General features: G+C 74.0%; 15 protein-coding genes and 1 tRNA gene. 6 read left to right on the forward strand and 10 right to left on the reverse strand.

The window, feature by feature from the left end:
• Window positions 1–187: 187 nt before the first annotated feature.
• From ABTY40_RS23700 to ABTY40_RS23710, 3 genes are all read right to left on the reverse strand, one after another.
• Window positions 188–997 carry an SCO1664 family protein gene (locus ABTY40_RS23700; RefSeq protein WP_352061355.1) on the reverse strand — a complete coding sequence of 270 codons (810 nt, stop codon included), beginning with the start codon at window positions 995–997 and terminating at the stop codon, window positions 188–190.
• The gene (locus tag ABTY40_RS23705; protein ID WP_352061356.1) at window positions 994–1,584 is read right to left on the reverse strand and encodes a DUF3090 domain-containing protein; all 591 of its coding nucleotides are present in this window, start codon (window positions 1,582–1,584) and stop codon (window positions 994–996) included. Before ABTY40_RS23705 ends, ABTY40_RS23700 begins: the two co-directional genes overlap by 4 nt.
• A 65-nt stretch (window positions 1,585–1,649) precedes the next feature.
• Window positions 1,650–2,339, reverse strand: coding sequence for a histidine phosphatase family protein (locus tag ABTY40_RS23710; RefSeq protein WP_345282472.1), 690 nt, complete (start codon window positions 2,337–2,339; stop codon window positions 1,650–1,652).
• 206 nt (window positions 2,340–2,545) lie between these two features.
• On the opposite strand from ABTY40_RS23710, the gene ABTY40_RS23715 reads away from it, so the two are divergent.
• Window positions 2,546–3,538: a magnesium and cobalt transport protein CorA gene (locus tag ABTY40_RS23715; RefSeq protein ID WP_352061401.1), complete on the forward strand. Its 993-nt coding sequence runs from the start codon at window positions 2,546–2,548 to the stop codon at window positions 3,536–3,538.
• A gap of 194 nt (window positions 3,539–3,732) precedes the next feature.
• On the opposite strand, the gene ABTY40_RS23720 is transcribed toward ABTY40_RS23715, so the two are convergent.
• Window positions 3,733–4,782: an LLM class F420-dependent oxidoreductase gene (locus ABTY40_RS23720; RefSeq protein WP_345282474.1), complete on the reverse strand. Its 1,050-nt coding sequence runs from the start codon at window positions 4,780–4,782 to the stop codon at window positions 3,733–3,735.
• Window positions 4,783–4,911: 129 nt separating this feature from the next.
• Here ABTY40_RS23720 and ABTY40_RS23725 point away from each other — a divergent pair, with 129 nt between their 5' ends.
• Window positions 4,912–5,889, forward strand: a complete 978-nt coding sequence (locus ABTY40_RS23725; protein ID WP_352061357.1) for an aldo/keto reductase — start codon at window positions 4,912–4,914, stop codon at window positions 5,887–5,889.
• Window positions 5,886–8,198, forward strand: a complete 2,313-nt coding sequence (locus ABTY40_RS23730) for a helix-hairpin-helix domain-containing protein (RefSeq protein ID WP_352061358.1) — start codon at window positions 5,886–5,888, stop codon at window positions 8,196–8,198. Before ABTY40_RS23725 ends, ABTY40_RS23730 begins: the two co-directional genes overlap by 4 nt.
• A 71-nt stretch (window positions 8,199–8,269) precedes the next feature.
• Here the strand turns inward: ABTY40_RS23730 and ABTY40_RS23735 are convergent, their stop codons facing one another.
• Window positions 8,270–8,938 (reverse strand): hypothetical protein, encoded by a 669-nt coding sequence (locus tag ABTY40_RS23735; RefSeq protein WP_352061359.1) that lies wholly within the window; start codon window positions 8,936–8,938, stop codon window positions 8,270–8,272.
• A gap of 47 nt (window positions 8,939–8,985) precedes the next feature.
• On the opposite strand from ABTY40_RS23735, the gene ABTY40_RS23740 reads away from it, so the two are divergent.
• Window positions 8,986–9,174, forward strand: coding sequence for a DUF5703 family protein (locus tag ABTY40_RS23740; protein ID WP_017241661.1), 189 nt, complete (start codon window positions 8,986–8,988; stop codon window positions 9,172–9,174).
• A gap of 61 nt (window positions 9,175–9,235) precedes the next feature.
• On the opposite strand, the gene ABTY40_RS23745 is transcribed toward ABTY40_RS23740, so the two are convergent.
• The 3 genes from ABTY40_RS23745 to ABTY40_RS23755 form a co-directional block, all read right to left on the reverse strand.
• On the reverse strand, window positions 9,236–10,051 hold the full coding sequence (locus tag ABTY40_RS23745) for a chaplin (protein ID WP_352061360.1): 816 nt from the start codon (window positions 10,049–10,051) through the stop codon (window positions 9,236–9,238).
• Between the two features lie 156 nt (window positions 10,052–10,207).
• On the reverse strand, window positions 10,208–10,441 hold the full coding sequence (locus tag ABTY40_RS23750; RefSeq protein ID WP_352061361.1) for a chaplin: 234 nt from the start codon (window positions 10,439–10,441) through the stop codon (window positions 10,208–10,210).
• A 127-nt stretch (window positions 10,442–10,568) separates the two neighbouring features.
• The gene (locus ABTY40_RS23755) at window positions 10,569–11,894 is read right to left on the reverse strand and encodes a M20/M25/M40 family metallo-hydrolase (RefSeq protein ID WP_345282491.1); all 1,326 of its coding nucleotides are present in this window, start codon (window positions 11,892–11,894) and stop codon (window positions 10,569–10,571) included.
• 237 nt (window positions 11,895–12,131) lie between these two features.
• Between ABTY40_RS23755 and ABTY40_RS23760 the strand changes: the two genes are divergently transcribed.
• Both ABTY40_RS23760 and ABTY40_RS23765 read left to right on the forward strand, forming a co-directional pair.
• Window positions 12,132–12,219, forward strand: a tRNA-Leu gene (locus ABTY40_RS23760).
• A gap of 74 nt (window positions 12,220–12,293) precedes the next feature.
• Complete coding sequence (locus ABTY40_RS23765; protein WP_352061362.1) at window positions 12,294–13,238, forward strand: pseudouridine synthase; 945 nt, start codon at window positions 12,294–12,296, stop codon at window positions 13,236–13,238.
• Here ABTY40_RS23765 and ABTY40_RS23770 read toward each other — a convergent pair whose 3' ends face one another.
• Window positions 13,239–13,859 (reverse strand): MBL fold metallo-hydrolase, encoded by a 621-nt coding sequence (locus ABTY40_RS23770; protein ID WP_352061363.1) that lies wholly within the window; start codon window positions 13,857–13,859, stop codon window positions 13,239–13,241.
• Window positions 13,859–14,944 (reverse strand): S-(hydroxymethyl)mycothiol dehydrogenase, encoded by a 1,086-nt coding sequence (locus tag ABTY40_RS23775; RefSeq protein ID WP_352061364.1) that lies wholly within the window; start codon window positions 14,942–14,944, stop codon window positions 13,859–13,861. The genes ABTY40_RS23770 and ABTY40_RS23775 overlap by 1 nt, the downstream gene beginning before the upstream one ends.
• Window positions 14,945–14,999 lie beyond the last annotated feature (55 nt).

The following is a 14,999-nucleotide window of genomic DNA, read 5'->3' on the forward strand; positions in this document are numbered from 1 at the left end:
TTGACCGATTAGACGGTCTTGCACGTCAGGGCCGCGCGTGCATACCCCCAGGGTCCCAGGCCACGGCCGGAGAAGTGGCCGAAACAATACGGTCCGGCCCGACTGTGACGGACGCCTCGCCGCCCGGCCCGCCGGCCGCCGCGCAGTACGTCAGGTCCGTGCTCCGGCGCGCCCGTCGTGCCGTGGCTCAGACGGGGGGCCAGGGGATGGCGGGCCACTGCCCGGACGGCTCCGGATGCCGCCGGTGCTCGCGCAGCGCCCCGACCCTGGCGCGCAGCGCCTCGATCTCGGCGGCGGTGAGCAGCCGGGCCAGCCGCGCCGCGAGCGGCTCCCCCGGGGCCAGGGCACGGCCGAGGCCGTCGAGGACCTCCAGGGCCTCGGCGGGCAGCTCCTCCCCCGCCCAGCCCCACAGCAGGGTCCGCAGCTTGTCGTCCACGTGGAAGGTGACGCCGTGGTCGATGCCGTACAGCCGTCCGTCGGGGGCGGGCAGCAGGTGGCCGCCCTTGCGGTCGCCGTTGTTGATGACGGCGTCCAGAACGGCGAGCCGCCGCAGTTCGGGGCTGTCGGCGTGGACGAGGAGCGCGGTGCGGCCCTCGCCGACCTCGGCCGGCCCGACGGCCTTCCAGCCCTCGCCGGGCTCCGCGTCCTCGGTGAGCGCGAGGAGCCGCGCCTCGGGGTCGGCCTCGATCCACAGCTGGACCATGCCCTCGCCGTACGGCCCGTCCCGGAGCACGGTCGGCGGGACCAGGCCCCAGCCGGTCGCCTCGGAGATCTCGTAGGCGGCGACCTCGCGCTGCGCCAGCGTGCCGTCGGGGAAGTCCCACAGGGGCCGCTCCCCCGCGACCGGCTTGTAGACGCAGGCGGCCTCGCGGCCCTCGTGGGCGACGGAGCAGTACAGCACCGCGTTCGACGCCTCGCGGACCCGGCCGCGGACGGTCAGCTCACCGCGGGCGAGCAGTTCGACGGCCGGCAGGGTCTCGGGGCTGCTGCTGCTCATGCTCCGCGACGGTACCCGTTCTGGCGGGGGCACACATGGCCTTCGGGGTCGAGCGGGAGGCTGCACAGGGGGCACGGCGGCCGGCCGGCGTTCACCACGTCCAGGGCGCGCTTCGCGAACGCCCGCGCCTGGGCTCCGGTGAGGCGCACGCGGAGCATCGGCGGGCCGTTCTCCTCGTCCTGGAGCAGCCGTTCCTCGGCCGCGGCGAGGTCCTCCTCGGAGTCCGCGTCGAGTTCGACGAGCGCCTGCGCCTCCACGATCATGCGCTGCTCCTCGCCGTCCCAGGCGAGCGCCATGGTGCCGACCCGGAACTCCTCCTCGACGGGCACGTCGAGGGGGGCGGTGTCCGCGATGTCGGTGGGGGCGACGGCCGGGACGGGGGCATTGCCCCCGGTGCGGCGCACCACCTCGTCGAGGAGTTCGTCGATGCGCTCGGCGAGGGCCGCGACCTGTGCCTTCTCCAGGGCGACGCTGGTGACCCGGCCGGCGGCGGAGGCCTGGAGGAAGAAGGTGCGGCGGCCAGGCAGCCCGACCGTACCGGCCACGAAACGCTCCGGTGGGTCGTAGAGGAACACCTGACGGGACACGTTCCCGGCTCCTTGCGTCTCGACGTCGTACTACAGCGGCGCGTCCACCCTACTGCGGGAAGGGATCACGGTGCGCCCGCGCCGCCCCCGACCTCCGCCGCCCCGCCGTCGCCGGGCGTCTCGCGGGGGGCGAGAGCCGCGAAGTCGCCGGTGTCGCCGAGCCGGACGAGGAAGGGCCGCAGCCGGGTGTAGCGGATGACGGTGACCGAACAGGGGTCGACGTGGACGCGCTGGAAGAGGTCGAGGTGGAGTCCGAGCGCGTCGGCGACGAGGGACTTGATGATGTCGCCGTGGGAGCACATCGCGTAGACGGCGTCCTCGCCGTGCTCGGCCTCGACGCGCGCGTTCCAGTCGCGTACGGCCTCGACGGCGCGGGCCTGCATGCCGCGCATGGACTCGCCGCCGGGGAAGGCGGCGGCGGAGGCGTGGGCCTGGACGACCTGCATGAGGGGCTCGTCGGCCAGTTCGGCGAGCTTGCGTCCCGACCAGTCGCCGTAGTCGCACTCGTTGATCCGCTCCTCGATGTGGAGCGGCAGACCGGGCCGGGCGTCCAGGAGCGGCCGCACGGTCTCCCGGCAGCGCTGGAGCGGGCTGGAGACGACGGCGGCGAGGGGCACGTCCGCGAGGCGGCCGGGCAGGGCGGCGGCCTGCGCGACCCCGCGCTCGTCGAGGGCGACGCCGGGGGTGCGCCCGGCGAGGACCGCGGAGGTGTTGGCGGTGGAGCGTCCGTGCCGGACGAGGATCAGCGTGGCCATGTCCGCCAGCGTAAGCGGCGTGCCGCGCGAGCGGGGCACGGAAGGGGCGACCGCTCCCGGCCTGGGCCCCGGGGCCGGCCCGCCCGGTGTGGGGAGGCGAGGCGCGGGTACGGGCGGAGGACGGACGGCTACGGATGGAGGCGACGGGTGCGCGGCAGGCGGTACGGGACACGGCGGGAGTGCGGGGCGGGACCGGGCGGGGGAGAATACGGCGCGTGATCGTGGACTCCGCCCTCTACCGGGACGGGCGCCGTACCGACGGCCCCGCCGACCTCTCGCAGGCCCTCGCCGAGGCGCGGGCGACGGGCGACGCCTTCCTGTGGGTGGGCCTGCACGAGCCGACCCACGCCGAATTCGACCACGTGACGGCCGAGTTCGCGCTGCATCCGCTGGCGGTCGAGGACGCCCTGAAGGCGCATCAGCGGCCCAAGCTGGAGGTCTACGACGACTCCCTGTTCGCGGTGCTCAAGCCGGTGGTCTACGAGCCGGAGAGCGACCGGGTCTCCTCGGGCGAGCTCATGGTCTTCATGGGCGACTCGTTCGTGGTGACGGTCCGGCACGGCGAAGGCGCCCCCCTCGCCGCCGTGCGCAAGCGCCTGGAGGCCGACCCGGAGGTGCTCCGGCACGGTCCGACGGCGGTGCTGTACGCGGTGAGCGACGCGATCGTGGACCACTACATCGACGTGGCGGCGGAGCTCCAGGTGGACCTGGAGGAGCTGGAGGCCGACGTGTTCGCGCCGACCGGGGGCAAGGCGGGCAACACGGCGGAGCGGATCTACACGGCCAAGCGGCAGGTCCTCGAGTTCCGGCGGGCCAGTGGCCCCCTGGCCGGGCCGATGTCCCGCCTGACGGCCGGCACGGTGCCGTTCGTGAACGAGCGCTCCCAGCCGTTCTTCCGCGACGTCAACGACCATCTCACCCGCGCCAACGAGCAGGTCGAGGGGCTCGACCGGCTCCTTTCGGACGTGCTGTCGGCACATCTGGCACAGATGGGCGTGCGGCAGAACGACGACATGCGCAAGATCTCCGCCTGGGCCGCCATGGCCGCGGTCCCCACGATGGTCGCGGGGATCTACGGCATGAACTTCGACCACATGCCCGAGCTGCACTGGGAGTGGTCCTATCCCGTGGTGATCGTCCTGATGGTGGGGACGGTCCTCGGGCTGTACCGGCTGTTCAAGAGCCGGGGCTGGATGTGACGCGCCCGGCCCGGCGCTCCCGGGGCCGTCCCGGGTCGGAGGGCCGGGGGGCGGCGCGGGCTCGGCCGAAGGAGTGAGGCCGGAGCCGTAACCCCGGGCGCGGTGGCGCGTTGAGCTGCGTGACGGCCGTGGCGGGGAAGACCCCCCGAGCCCCCACCACGGCCGCAGGCTTTCTCCCGCTCCCCCGTGCCCGGTCAGGCGAGTCCGGCCCGCTCCAGGGCCTCGACGCCCGCCCGCAGCGCCGCCAGCCGCTCGTCCAGGGTGAACCCGGCCGGGGAGAGTGTGAGGGTGGTGACGCCGGCCGCCGCGTAGGCGGTCATGCGGTCCGCGATCCGCTCGACCGGGCCGAGCAGCGCCGTCCGGTCGATCAGGGTGCGCGGCACGGCCGCCGCCGCGCCCGCCTTGTCGCCGGCCAGGTACTTCTCCTGGATCTCGGCGGCCTCCTTCTCGTAGCCCATGCGCCGGGCGAGCTGGTTGTAGAAGTTCTGCTCGCGGCTCCCCATGCCGCCGACGTACAGCGCGGTGTACGGGCGGAAGACGTCCGCGAGGGCGTCCACGTCCTCACCGAGGGCGAGGGGGAGGGTCGGGCAGACGTCGAAGCCGTCCATGGTCAGCCCGGCCTTCTCGCGGCCCGCGCGCAGATGGCGCAGCGTCGTCTCCTCCAGGTGCTCGGCGGAGGGGAAGATCAGCAGCGCGCCGTCGGCGATCTCGCCGGTCTGCTCCAGGTTCCTGGGGCCGATCGCGGCGATGTAGAGGGGGATGTGCTCGCGCTGCGGGTGCACGGTGAGCTTGATCGGCTTGCCGGGGCCGCCCGGCAGCGGCAGGGTCCAGTGCGCGCCCTCGTACGTGAGCCGCTCGCGGGTCATGGCCTTGCGGACGATCTCGACGTACTCGCGGGTGCGGGCGAGCGGCTTGTCGAAGGCGACGCCGTACCAGCCCTCGGAGACCTGCGGGCCGGAGACGCCGAGGCCGAGCCGGAAACGGCCGCCGGAGAGCGAGTCCAGGGTGGCGGCGGTCATCGCCGTCATGGCGGGCTGCCGGGCCGGGATCTGCATGATCGCGGAGCCGACGTCGATCCGTTCCGTCTTCGCCGCGACCCAGGACAGGACGGTGGGGGCGTCGGAGCCGTACGCCTCGGCCGCCCAGCAGACGTCGTAGCCGAGGCGGTCCGCCTCCTGGGCGACGGCGAGGTTGTCGCCGTCCATGCCGGCGCCCCAGTAGCCGAGGTTGATGCCGAGCCGCATTCCACGCACCCCTTACCCATCGGTAACGTCCCTGTGGTCCGGACTCTAGCGCGGGGTCCGGGCTTCCGGCAGGGGACCGTTGTCCACAGGCTCTCTCCGCGTGGTGCCCTGGCCAGTAATCTCGCGGCCATGGAGCAGAGGCATCTCGGACGTACCGGCCTGCGCGTGTCGCGCCTCGGACTCGGCACCCTCACCTGGGGCCGGGACACCGACGAGCACGACGCGGCCGAGCAGTTGAAGGCCTTCTGGGACGCGGGCGGGACGCTGGTCGACACCGCCGACGTGTACGGCGGCGGCGAGGCGGAGTACCTGCTCGGCCGTCTGATGGAGCGCCTGGTGCCCCGGCGGGACCTGGTCCTGGCCACGAAGGCGGGCAGCGTCCCCGACCCCGACCGGCGCACGGACGGCTCGCGCGGCCATCTGCTCGCCGCGCTCGACGCCTCGCTCGCCCGCCTCGGCACGGACCACGTCGACCTGTGGCAGCTGCACGCGTACGACCCGCACACCCCGCTCGAGGAGTCGCTGCAGGCGCTCGACATCGCGGTGCGCAGCGGGCGCGCCCGGTACGCGGGCGTGGCGAACTTCTGCGGCTGGCAGCTGGCCAAGGCGGGCACCTGGCAGCTCGCCGGTGACCGGACCCGGCTGGCGGGGGCGCAGCTGGAGTACTCGCTGCTCCAGCGGGGCGTGGAGCGCGAGGTGCTGCCGGCCGCGCTCGACCTCGGGATGGGCCTGCTGCCGTCCTCGCCGCTGGGCCGGGGGGTCCTGACGGGCAAGTACCGCAGCGGTACGCCCTCGGACTCGCGGGGCGCCTCCGGGACGATGGCCCCCTTCGTGGAGCCGTACCTGGACGAGGCGGCGAGCCGGATCGTCGACGCGGTCGCGACGGCGGCGGACGGGCTCGCGACGACCCCGCTGCACGTGGCGCTCGCCTGGGTCCGCGACCGGCCGGGCGTGACCGCGCCGATCGTCGGGGCGCGCACGGCGCGGCAGCTCGCGGCCTCGTTGTCGGTGGAGACCCTTAGTCTTCCTGACGAGATCTGCCGGGCGCTGGACGACGTGTCGGCGCCCGTGCACCGCTATCCGGATCACGACTGGAGCACCTTGTGACCGAGCCTTCCGGGGAGACCGTGCCCGAGGCACCCGCGGACGTGGAGCCTGCCGACGCCCTCGGGGAGCGGGAGCCCGAACGGACCGGGGCCGCGGCCCCCTCCGCCACGGGGTCCGGCTCCACGAGACCGGCCGACGCCCCGGCCGGAGAGCCGGACACGCCCGACGGCGCCACCGACCAGGAGGAGGCCGCCGGGGAGCCGGCCGAGGCCGGGGACGACGGGGAGGACGGAGCCGAAACTGTCGCCGTGGAGGCCACCGGTTCCGAGGCGGGAGCCGATGCCCCCACGGAGGCGGCCGGCGGGGAGACCCCCGCTGCCGGTCAGCTGAGTGAGGCGGAGGCCGAGATCGCCGCGCAGCGGGAGCTGCGGGCCCGGATCGAGGCACGGAAGGCCGAGAAGGCCGGTCCCGTGGAGAGCGGGGCCAAGCTGAGCGGGACGGCCGCCGATCTGCTGGCCGCCGTACGGGCGGTGGAGAGCGGCAAGGCCTCCGGCGAGGCGTTCTACGAGGCGCCCGAGCCCGCCCCCCGCCGCCCCGCGCCCGCGGCCGCCCCGGCCGTGACGGTACGGCCCCCCGCCCCGCGGACGGCCGCCGCGCCCGCGCCCGCCACCACCGCGGCCGTGGCGGAGGTCCTGGCCGCCGGTGGCGCTCCCGAGGCGCTGGCCGGGCCCGTCGCCGCCGCGCTCGGGGAGAGTGCGGCGGGCGCGCTGCGCGAGGACCCCTGGCAGCTGCTGGCCGTCCCCGGGGTCCGCCCCGAACAGGCGGACGGCTTCGCGCGGGCGCTGCTCGGCGGTGCGTGCGGACCGGACGACCCGCGCCGGACGGTCGCCCTGACCGTGTGGCTGCTGGAGCAGGCCGCCGTCCAGGGTCACACGGCGCTGGACGTCGAGGCGGTACGGGCCGGGCTCGCCCGGCATGCCGTGCCCGATCCGGACAAGGCCGTGGAGACCACCGTCGCCGAAGGAGCCGTCCTGGTCTTCCAGGAGGAGGAGCAGGAGGAGGCGGCGGAGGACGACTCCGAGGGGAGCGGCGCCGGGGAAGCCGAACCGGAGGAGCCCGGGACGGAGGCGGCCGGCGTGCCCGTCCTGCTCGGGCTCGACCGGTACGCGCTCGCCGAGGAGAGCCTGGCCGACGGTCTGGCCCGGCTGGTGCGGACGGCCACGCCGGACACCTGGGAGGGGTCCGAGCTGGAGCGCGCCGCCGGGGCGCACGGCCTCGTGCTGCACACCGGCGGGGAGGCGGCCCGCGCCGAGGCGGTGGCGCTCGCCGCCGCGGCCGGCGCCCGGGGCCTGCGGTCCCTGGTGACCGTGCACAGCCCGGAGGGGCTGGGGGCGCTCGGTGACGGCGGAGCGCCGGCGGTGACGCTCGCCGCGCTGCTGTCCGGTGCGGCCGGTCCGGGCCGGGACGAGGAGGGCGCCCTCGCGCTGGACCTGCTGGTGGTGCTCGACGCTCCTCAGCTGGACGTGGAGGCGGGCGCGATGCTGGTCGAGTCGCTCCCGGACGGCTGCCGGCTGGTGCTGAGCGGCGACCCGGGTGTTCTGGGCTCCGCCGGCGCCGGGCAGGTCTTCGCCGACGCGCTCGCGGCCCGCGTGTGCCCCCGGGTCGCCTCCCGGGTTCCGGACCCGGGGCCGCTCGGGGAGCTGGTCTCCGGCGTGGGCGCCGGGGAACTGCTCCAGGTGGAGGCCCCCGGCAAGGAGATCGTCATCGTCCCGGTGCGGGACGCCGGCGAGGCCGTGCACCGGACGGTCCAGCTGGTCGCGGACTCGGTTCCGCGCGCGCTCGGGGTACCGCCCGAGCGGACGCAGGTGATCACGGTCGGCCACGGCGGCTCCGCCGGTACGCGCGCGCTGAACGCGGCGCTCAAGCAGCGGCTGAACCCGGGGCCCGGCCGGTTCGGGGGCTACGACCCCGGTGACCGGGTGGCGTACGCGCCCGCTCCCGGCCGGACCGTGAGCGGAACCGTCCTGGGGGCGGACCCGGAGGGCCTGCGGCTGCGCTGCGCGGGCGCGGAGGTGCTCGTACCGAAGGAGCGGGTGGAGTCGGCGCTGCGGCACGGCTGGGCGCTCACCGCGCACCAGGCGGCCGGGGCGCGCTGGCCGGCGGTGGTCGTGGTGCTGCCGGGGGACGCGGCGCCGGGGCTGAGCCGGCCGTGGGTGTACACGGCCTTCGGCCGGGCGGAGCGCCATCTGTCGGTGGTGCACGGCGTGGACCAGGCGCTGCCCCGGGCGGTCGCCGAGCGCCCCGCCCCGGAGCGTACGACCCGGCTGCGGCCGCTCCTGGAAGGGCTGCTCGCCGCCGACGGGGAGTGAGCCGCCCCGGGGACGGCGCGGGGCCGGGACACCGTGGCGGTGTCCCGGCCCGTCGTGTCGGATCGGTCCGCCTAGACCGGCGCGGATCCCGGGGTGCCGGGGCGCGCGGTGCCCTCCTCCTCGTCCGCGTCCCCGAAGTCGTCCTCGTCGAAGACGGAGCTGACGTCGAAGCGGTAGAGGATCCGCTCGGGGTCGGCCTGCTCGAAGGGTGAGGCCAGCCACTCCCCCGGGTCGGGGAGATCGTCGGCCGCGGTGAGCCAGAGGGTGGAGTCACCCTCCTCCAGCCCGAACTCCTTGTGGCGGGACGCGATCTCATCGGCCTCGTACTCGCCGAAGACCACCCCGAGGGCGGCGGCCGTGCCCGTCGGGCCGTCCTCGTCCTCGTCGGGGTCGAGGTCGGTGATCCGGCGTGCCTGGGCGAGCAGGCGCTGCGGTTCCACCACGGCGTAGTCGCGCCGGATCAGGAGGCTGAGCGCGCGAGGTTCGTCAGGTCCGGCGTACGGCGGGAGGCTGTCGTCGGCTCCCGGGATCTCGAAGGGGGTGACTTCGTCATAGCGTTCGTAGAGGAGTTCGTCGTAGGCCTCGGCGGCGGTGGCGAGGACGTTGAAGGCCTCGTAGACGGCCGGGTCGTCGTCTCCCGTGCGGCGTTCGACCGCCGCGAGGTGACGGTCCAGTGCGGCTTTGACCGCCTCGGCGGCGGCACGTACCTCGGCAGCGGTGGGCTGCGCAGCATCAGACATGGGACAGACGCTATCCGTACCGGGCCGGTGCCCGCACAATAGATGCGATGCCGGAATACGAATTTGTCGACGTGTACGTGCCGCGCGGCGTCTCCCGTAAGGAGGCCACGCGGCTGCTGACCGACCATGCCGAGTACGGACACTGGGAGTTGGACCGCCTGAGCCTGCACCGGGACGGCAGCCGCAGGGTGCGGCTGAAGCGCCGGATCATCCGCCAGATCCGGGCGACCTGGTAGGACGCCGAGAAGGGGCCCCGCACACCGCGGGGCCCCTTCGCGTCGTACCCGGGTGCGGCCGTCAGGCGGCGCGGCGGGCGCGGCGGTAGATCAGCGAGCCGGCGAGCAGCAGGCCCACGCCGGCGGGAACGGCGACGCCGAGCGTTCCCGCACCGGTCTCGGCGAGCTCCTCGGTGCCGCGCGGCGGGGTGACACCGTGCGGGCCGGGGTTGTTCGAGCCGCCGTCGTCGCCGGGGCCGCCGGGCGTCCCGGGCGTGCCCGGGGTGGTCGGGGTCTCCGGCGTGGTGGGCGTGCCGGGATTCCCCGGGTTTCCGGGGTTTCCGGGGTTGCCGGGGTTTCCAGGATTGCCCGGGTTCCCCGGGTTCCCGGGATGGCCCGGGTTTCCGGGGTTCCCGGGATCGCCCGGATTCCCCGGGTTTCCGGGGTGGCCCGGCGGGGTCGGCTCGACGCCGTTGGCGCAGTTGTTGCCCGCGGCGGCGTTGCCGAGGCCGATGCCCGTGACGCTGTTGCCGCACACGTTCACCGGGACGTCCACGGGGACCTGGACGACGTTGCCGGAGCCCACGCCGGGAGAGCCGCTCGCGTGGCCGTCGGCCGAGGAGCCGTCCGGCTTGTCGGAGCCGTAACCGGAGTCCGAGACGTTGGCACACGTGTTGCCCATCGCCGGATTCAGGATTCCGACGACGTTGACGGTGTTTCCGCACACGTTCAGGGGAACGTGGACCGGCACCTGGACGGTGTTGCCGGACGCGATGCCGGGGGAATTCGCGGCCGCGCCGTTCGCTCCGGAATCGGCGTGCGCATGACCGCCGGCGAGGGCGAATACCCCGCCCGCGGCCGCAACGGTGATGAGGCCCTTGCGCGTGACCTGTCGCATAGCTGGTTGTCCTGCCTTCTCGGCTTCTCGCCTTTTCGGCTTCGAAAAGAGCGCCACCGGGCCGATGCCCGGGGCGGAATGGGCACCGGCCCCGGAGTGCATGGCGCGCACTCCGGGGCCGGACCGGCCCACGCCCTCACGGGGCGAGGCTCAACGTCAGGCGTTGACGCAGGTGTTGCCGAAGGCGGGGTTCAGCAGACCGATGATGTTGACCGTGTTGCCGCACACGTTCACCGGGATGTGGATCGGAATCTGGACGACGTTGCCCGAGACGATGCCGGGGGAAGCGATGGCCGCCCCCTGGGCACCCGCGTCGGCGACGGCCACGCCCGCGCCCGCGAGAACGAGACCACCGGTGGCAGCCGCAGCAGCGACGACCTTCTTGATCATTATTCCTCCTAGTTGGCAATGCGGTCCCAGCGGCGGACCGCATCACCTGTAACGAGGGGGAATGGTGGGGGCTACGGCCCCCATGTGCATTCACTCTTTCCGGTTAAAGTCATACACGCGGTCGAATTCAGCAGGCGTCGATGAAGCGGTCCAGAACGCGGACGCCGAACTTCAGACCGTCCACGGGAACGCGCTCGTCCACGCCGTGGAACATGCCCGCGAAGTCGAGCTCGGGCGGCAGCTGGAGCGGGGCGAAGCCGAAGCAGCGGATGCCGAGGTCGTCGAAGGACTTGGCGTCGGTGCCGCCGGACAGCATGTACGGCACGGCGCGGGCGATCGGGTCCTCGGCGCGCAGGGCGAGCTGCATGGCGTCGACCAGGGCGCCGTCGAAGCTGGTCTCCAGGGCCTTGTCGCCGTGCACGTCCTCGCGCTTCACGCGCGGGCCGAGGATCCGGTCGAGGTCGGCGAGGAACTCCTGCTCGTACCCGGGCAGGAAGCGTCCGTCGACGTGGGCGGTGGCCTGGCCGGGGATCACGTTCACCTTGTAGCCGGCGCCGAGCATGGTGGGGGCGGCGGAGTTGCGGAGGGTGGCCCCCACCATCTTGGCGATGCCGCCCAGCTTGGCGAGGGTGCCGTCCATGTCCTCGGGGTCGAGCGGGGTGCCGAGCGCGTCCGACAGCTCGTCCAGGAAGCTCCGTACGGTCTTGGTGACGCGCACCGGCCACTGGTGGCGGCCGAGCCGGCCGACGGCCTCGCACAGCTCCGTGATGGCGTTGTCGTCGTTGGTCATGGACCCGTGGCCCGCGGTGCCCTCGACGGTCAGCCGCATCCAGTGCATGCCCTTCTGGGCCGTCTCGACCAGGTAGAGCCGCAGGTTCTCGTTGACGGTGAAGGAGAAGCCGCCGACCTCGCCGATGGCCTCGGTGACCCCGTCGAAGAGGTCCCGGTGCTTGTCGACCAGGTGCCGGGCTCCGTAGGTGCCGCCGGCCTCCTCGTCGGCGAGGAAGGCGAGGACGATGTCGCGCGGGGGCTTGCGGCCGCTGCGCAGCCGGTCGCGGACGACCGCCAGGGTCATCGCGTCCATGTCCTTCATGTCGACCGCGCCCCGGCCCCAGACGCAGCCGTCGGCGACCTCGCCGGAGAAGGGGTGGTGGGTCCAGTCCTCGGCGTTCGCCGGGACGACGTCGGTGTGGCCATGGATGAGCAGGGCGGGCCGCGAGGGGTCCTCCCCCTCGATCCGGGCGACGGTGGAGGCCCGCCCCTTGTGCGACTCGATGATCTTCGGCTCGAGGCCGACCTCGGCGAGCTTCTCCGCCACGTACTCGGCCGCCGCCCGCTCCCCCGGTCCGGAGTGGTCGCCGTAGTTGCTGGTGTCGATGCGGATGAGATCACGACAGAGGTCGACGACCTCGTCCTCGCCGGTGATGCCCCGGGCGGTGCTCGACTCGCTCACGCTGCTTCCTCCCACTACGTGCCCCATGGCTGCTGATCACCTCCATCCTCCCGCGCCGCCCCCACCGGGCCCAAGGGCGCCGACCGTCCGACATGCGGCCGTCACATCCCCGGCGGCGCCCGGCGCGTCCGGGGGGTGCGCAGGGCGCTGACCAGGGGGTGGTGATCGACCACCCCGAATGTTTGCTATGGTTTTCCTCGTCGGAAGGGCCGAGCGGCCCGGAAGACCACAACACCTGTCCGGGTGGCGGAATGGCAGACGCGCTAGCTTGAGGTGCTAGTGCCCTTTATCGGGCGTGGGGGTTCAAGTCCCCCCTCGGACACCAGCGAAGGACCCCACGTCATGTGGGGTCCTTCTTGTTGTGGTCCGGTTGCGGCCCTGGGTACGACGGGAGGACGCGTGAGACGCGGAACGAAGGCTCCCCCCTCTCCCCTGCCCCAGCGGGAGGGGATCGACGCGGTGCGGGTGCGGCTGCCCGAGGATCCCGAGGGGGCGTGGGCGACCGTCGGGGACCATCTCGTGGCGCGGTACGCCGGGGCCGTGGGGTCCGGGCGGGTCGCGGAGATGCTGCGCGAGGGCCGGTTCGTGGGGGTCGGCGGGCCGGTGCGCGGGGACGAGCCGTACGCGGCGGGGACGTACCTCTGGTTCCACCGGGACTTCCCGGCCGAGGAGCGGGTGCCGTTCGAGGTGGGGGTGGTCCACCGGGACGAGCGGATCGTGGTGGCGGACAAGCCGCACTTCCTGGCGACGGTGCCCCGGGGCCGGCACGTGACGGAGACGGCGCTCGCACGGCTGCGGCGGGAGCTGGGGCTGCCCACGCTGCAGCCGGCGCACCGGCTGGACCGGCTGACGGCGGGGCTGGTGCTGTTCGTCGTACGGCCCGAGGACCGGGGGGCGTACCAGACGCTGTTCCGGGACCGGGCCGTGCGCAAGGAGTACGAGGCGGTGTCGCCGTACGATCCGGCGGTGGAGCTGCCGGTGACGGTGCGGAGCCGGATCGAGAAGGAGCGCGGGGTGATGGCCGCCCGGGAGGTGCCGGGGGAGCCGAACGCGGAGAGCCGGGTGGAGCTGCTCGCGCACGGGGGCGGGCTGGCCCGGTACCGGCTGGTGCCGGTGACCGGGCGGACGCATCAGCTGCGGGTGCACATGAACGCGCTCGGGCTGCCGATCCTGGACGACCCGGTCTATCCGGTGGTCCGGGAGGACGGGCCGGAGGACTACGGGCGGCCGCTGCGGCTGCTGGCGCGGTCGCTGGAGTTCACCGACCCGTTCTCGGGCGTGGTGAGGCGGTTCGAGAGCCGACTGCGGCTCGGTGGCCCCGGGCCACGCGGCGGAGCCGCGTAGTCAGCGCTGCCATTCCTCGAGGTGCGGGGCCTCGGCGCCGATGGTGGTGGTCTCGCCGTGGCCGGTGCGGACCACGGTCTCCGGGGGGAGCGTCAGGAGCCGGGTCCTGATCGAGTCGATGATCGTGGGGAAGTCGGAGAAGGACCGGCCCGTCGCGCCGGGGCCGCCCCGGAAGAGGGTGTCGCCGGTGAAGACGGTGCCGAGGTCGCGGGCGTAGAGGCTGACGGCGCCGGGGGCGTGGCCCGGGGTGTGCAGGACGGTGAGGTCCGTGCCGGCGATGGTGAGGACCTGGCCGTCGGCGAGTTCGCCGTCCGGGGTGTGGTCGGGGTGGGTCTGCTTCCACAGCGGCTGGTCGGCGGGGTGGAGCAGGATGCGGGCGCCGGTGGCGGCGGCGAGCGCGGGTGCCGCGTCGATGTGGTCGTCGTGGGCGTGGGTGCAGACGATGGCGCGCAGGGTGCGGCCGTCGAGGGCGGCGAGGATGGCGTCGGCGTCGTGGGCGGCGTCGATGACGATCGCCTCGGTGTCGTCGCCGACGATCCAGACGTTGTTGTCGACCTCCCAGGTGCCGCCGTCGAGGCTGAAGGTGCCGGAGGTGACGAGGTGGTCCACGCGGGCGGCCATCACAGCACCACCACCGAGCGCAGGACGTCGCCCTCGTGCATGCGGGCGAAGGCCTTCTCGACGTCGCCGAGGCCGATGGTCTCGGTGACGAAGGCGCCGAGGTCGATGCGGCCCTGCCGGTGCAGGTCGACGAGCATGGGGAAGTCGCGGGAGGGCAGGCAGTCGCCGTACCAGGAGGACTTGAGCGCGCCGCCGCGGCCGAAGACGTCGAGGAGGGGCAGTTCGATCGTCATGTCGGGGGTGGGGACGCCGACGAGGACGACGGTGCCGGCGAGGTCGCGGGCGTAGAAGGCCTGGGCGTACGTCTCGGGGCGGCCGACCGCCTCGATGACGACGTCGGCGCCGAATCCGCCGGTGAGTTCGCGGACGGCCTCGACCGGGTCGGTGTCGCGGGAGTTGACGGCGTGGGTGGCGCCCATGGCGCGGGCGGTGTCCAGCTTCCGGTCGTCGATGTCGACGGCGATGATCTTCGCGGCGCCGGCGAGGCGGGAGCCGACGATGGCGGCGTCCCCGACGCCTCCGCAGCCGATGACGGCGACGGTGTCGCCGCGGCCGACGTTCCCGGTGTTGAGGGCGGCGCCGATGCCGGCCATGACGCCGCAGCCGAGGAGGCCGGCGGCGGCGGGGGCGACGCCCGGGTCGACCTTGGTGCACTGGCCGGCGTGGACGAGGGTCTTCTCGGCGAAGGCGCCGATGCCGAGGGCCGGCGAGAGCTCGGTGCCGTCGGGGAGCGTCATGCGCTGCCGGGCGTTGTGGGTGTCGAAGCAGTACCAGGGGCGGCCGCGCAGGCAGGCCCGGCACTGTCCGCAGACGGCCCGCCAGTTGAGGATCACGAAGTCGCCGGGGGCGACGTCGGTGACGCCCTCGCCGACGGTCTCGACGATTCCGGCGGCCTCGTGGCCGAGCAGGTAGGGGAAGTCGTCGCCGATGCCGCCCTGCTTGTAGTGGAGGTCGGTGTGGCAGACGCCGCAGGCCTGGACGCGGACCACCGCCTCGCCGGGGCCCGGGTCGGGGACGGTGATCGTCTCGACCCGCACCGGTTCGTTCCTGCCGGGGGCGACGACCCCCAGGACCTGCTGTGGCATCGCCAACTGTCCTTCCGCCGGACGGATCTTGTGAACCTCCTGCGTACCACTTTCC

This window comes from Streptomyces sp. NPDC126503, from assembly GCF_040302405.1.
Classification (GTDB): Bacteria; Actinomycetota; Actinomycetes; order Streptomycetales; family Streptomycetaceae; genus Streptomyces; species Streptomyces gulbargensis.

Coding starts and splice junctions, on each gene's coding strand:
- ABTY40_RS23700 (WP_352061355.1), bottom strand. CDS start 997: ATGAGCAGCAGCAGCCCCGAGACCCTGCCGGCCGTCGAACTGCTCGCC.
- ABTY40_RS23710 (WP_345282472.1), bottom strand. CDS start 2,339: ATGGCCACGCTGATCCTCGTCCGGCACGGACGCTCCACCGCCAACACC.
- ABTY40_RS23720 (WP_345282474.1), bottom strand. CDS start 4,782: ATGCGGCTCGGCATCAACCTCGGCTACTGGGGCGCCGGCATGGACGGC.
- ABTY40_RS23725 (WP_352061357.1), top strand. CDS start 4,912: ATGGAGCAGAGGCATCTCGGACGTACCGGCCTGCGCGTGTCGCGCCTC.
- ABTY40_RS23735 (WP_352061359.1), bottom strand. CDS start 8,938: ATGTCTGATGCTGCGCAGCCCACCGCTGCCGAGGTACGTGCCGCCGCC.
- ABTY40_RS23740 (WP_017241661.1), top strand. CDS start 8,986: ATGCCGGAATACGAATTTGTCGACGTGTACGTGCCGCGCGGCGTCTCC.
- ABTY40_RS23745 (WP_352061360.1), bottom strand. CDS start 10,051: ATGCGACAGGTCACGCGCAAGGGCCTCATCACCGTTGCGGCCGCGGGC.
- ABTY40_RS23750 (WP_352061361.1), bottom strand. CDS start 10,441: ATGATCAAGAAGGTCGTCGCTGCTGCGGCTGCCACCGGTGGTCTCGTT.
- ABTY40_RS23770 (WP_352061363.1), bottom strand. CDS start 13,859: ATGGCCGCCCGCGTGGACCACCTCGTCACCTCCGGCACCTTCAGCCTC.
- ABTY40_RS23775 (WP_352061364.1), bottom strand. CDS start 14,944: ATGCCACAGCAGGTCCTGGGGGTCGTCGCCCCCGGCAGGAACGAACCG.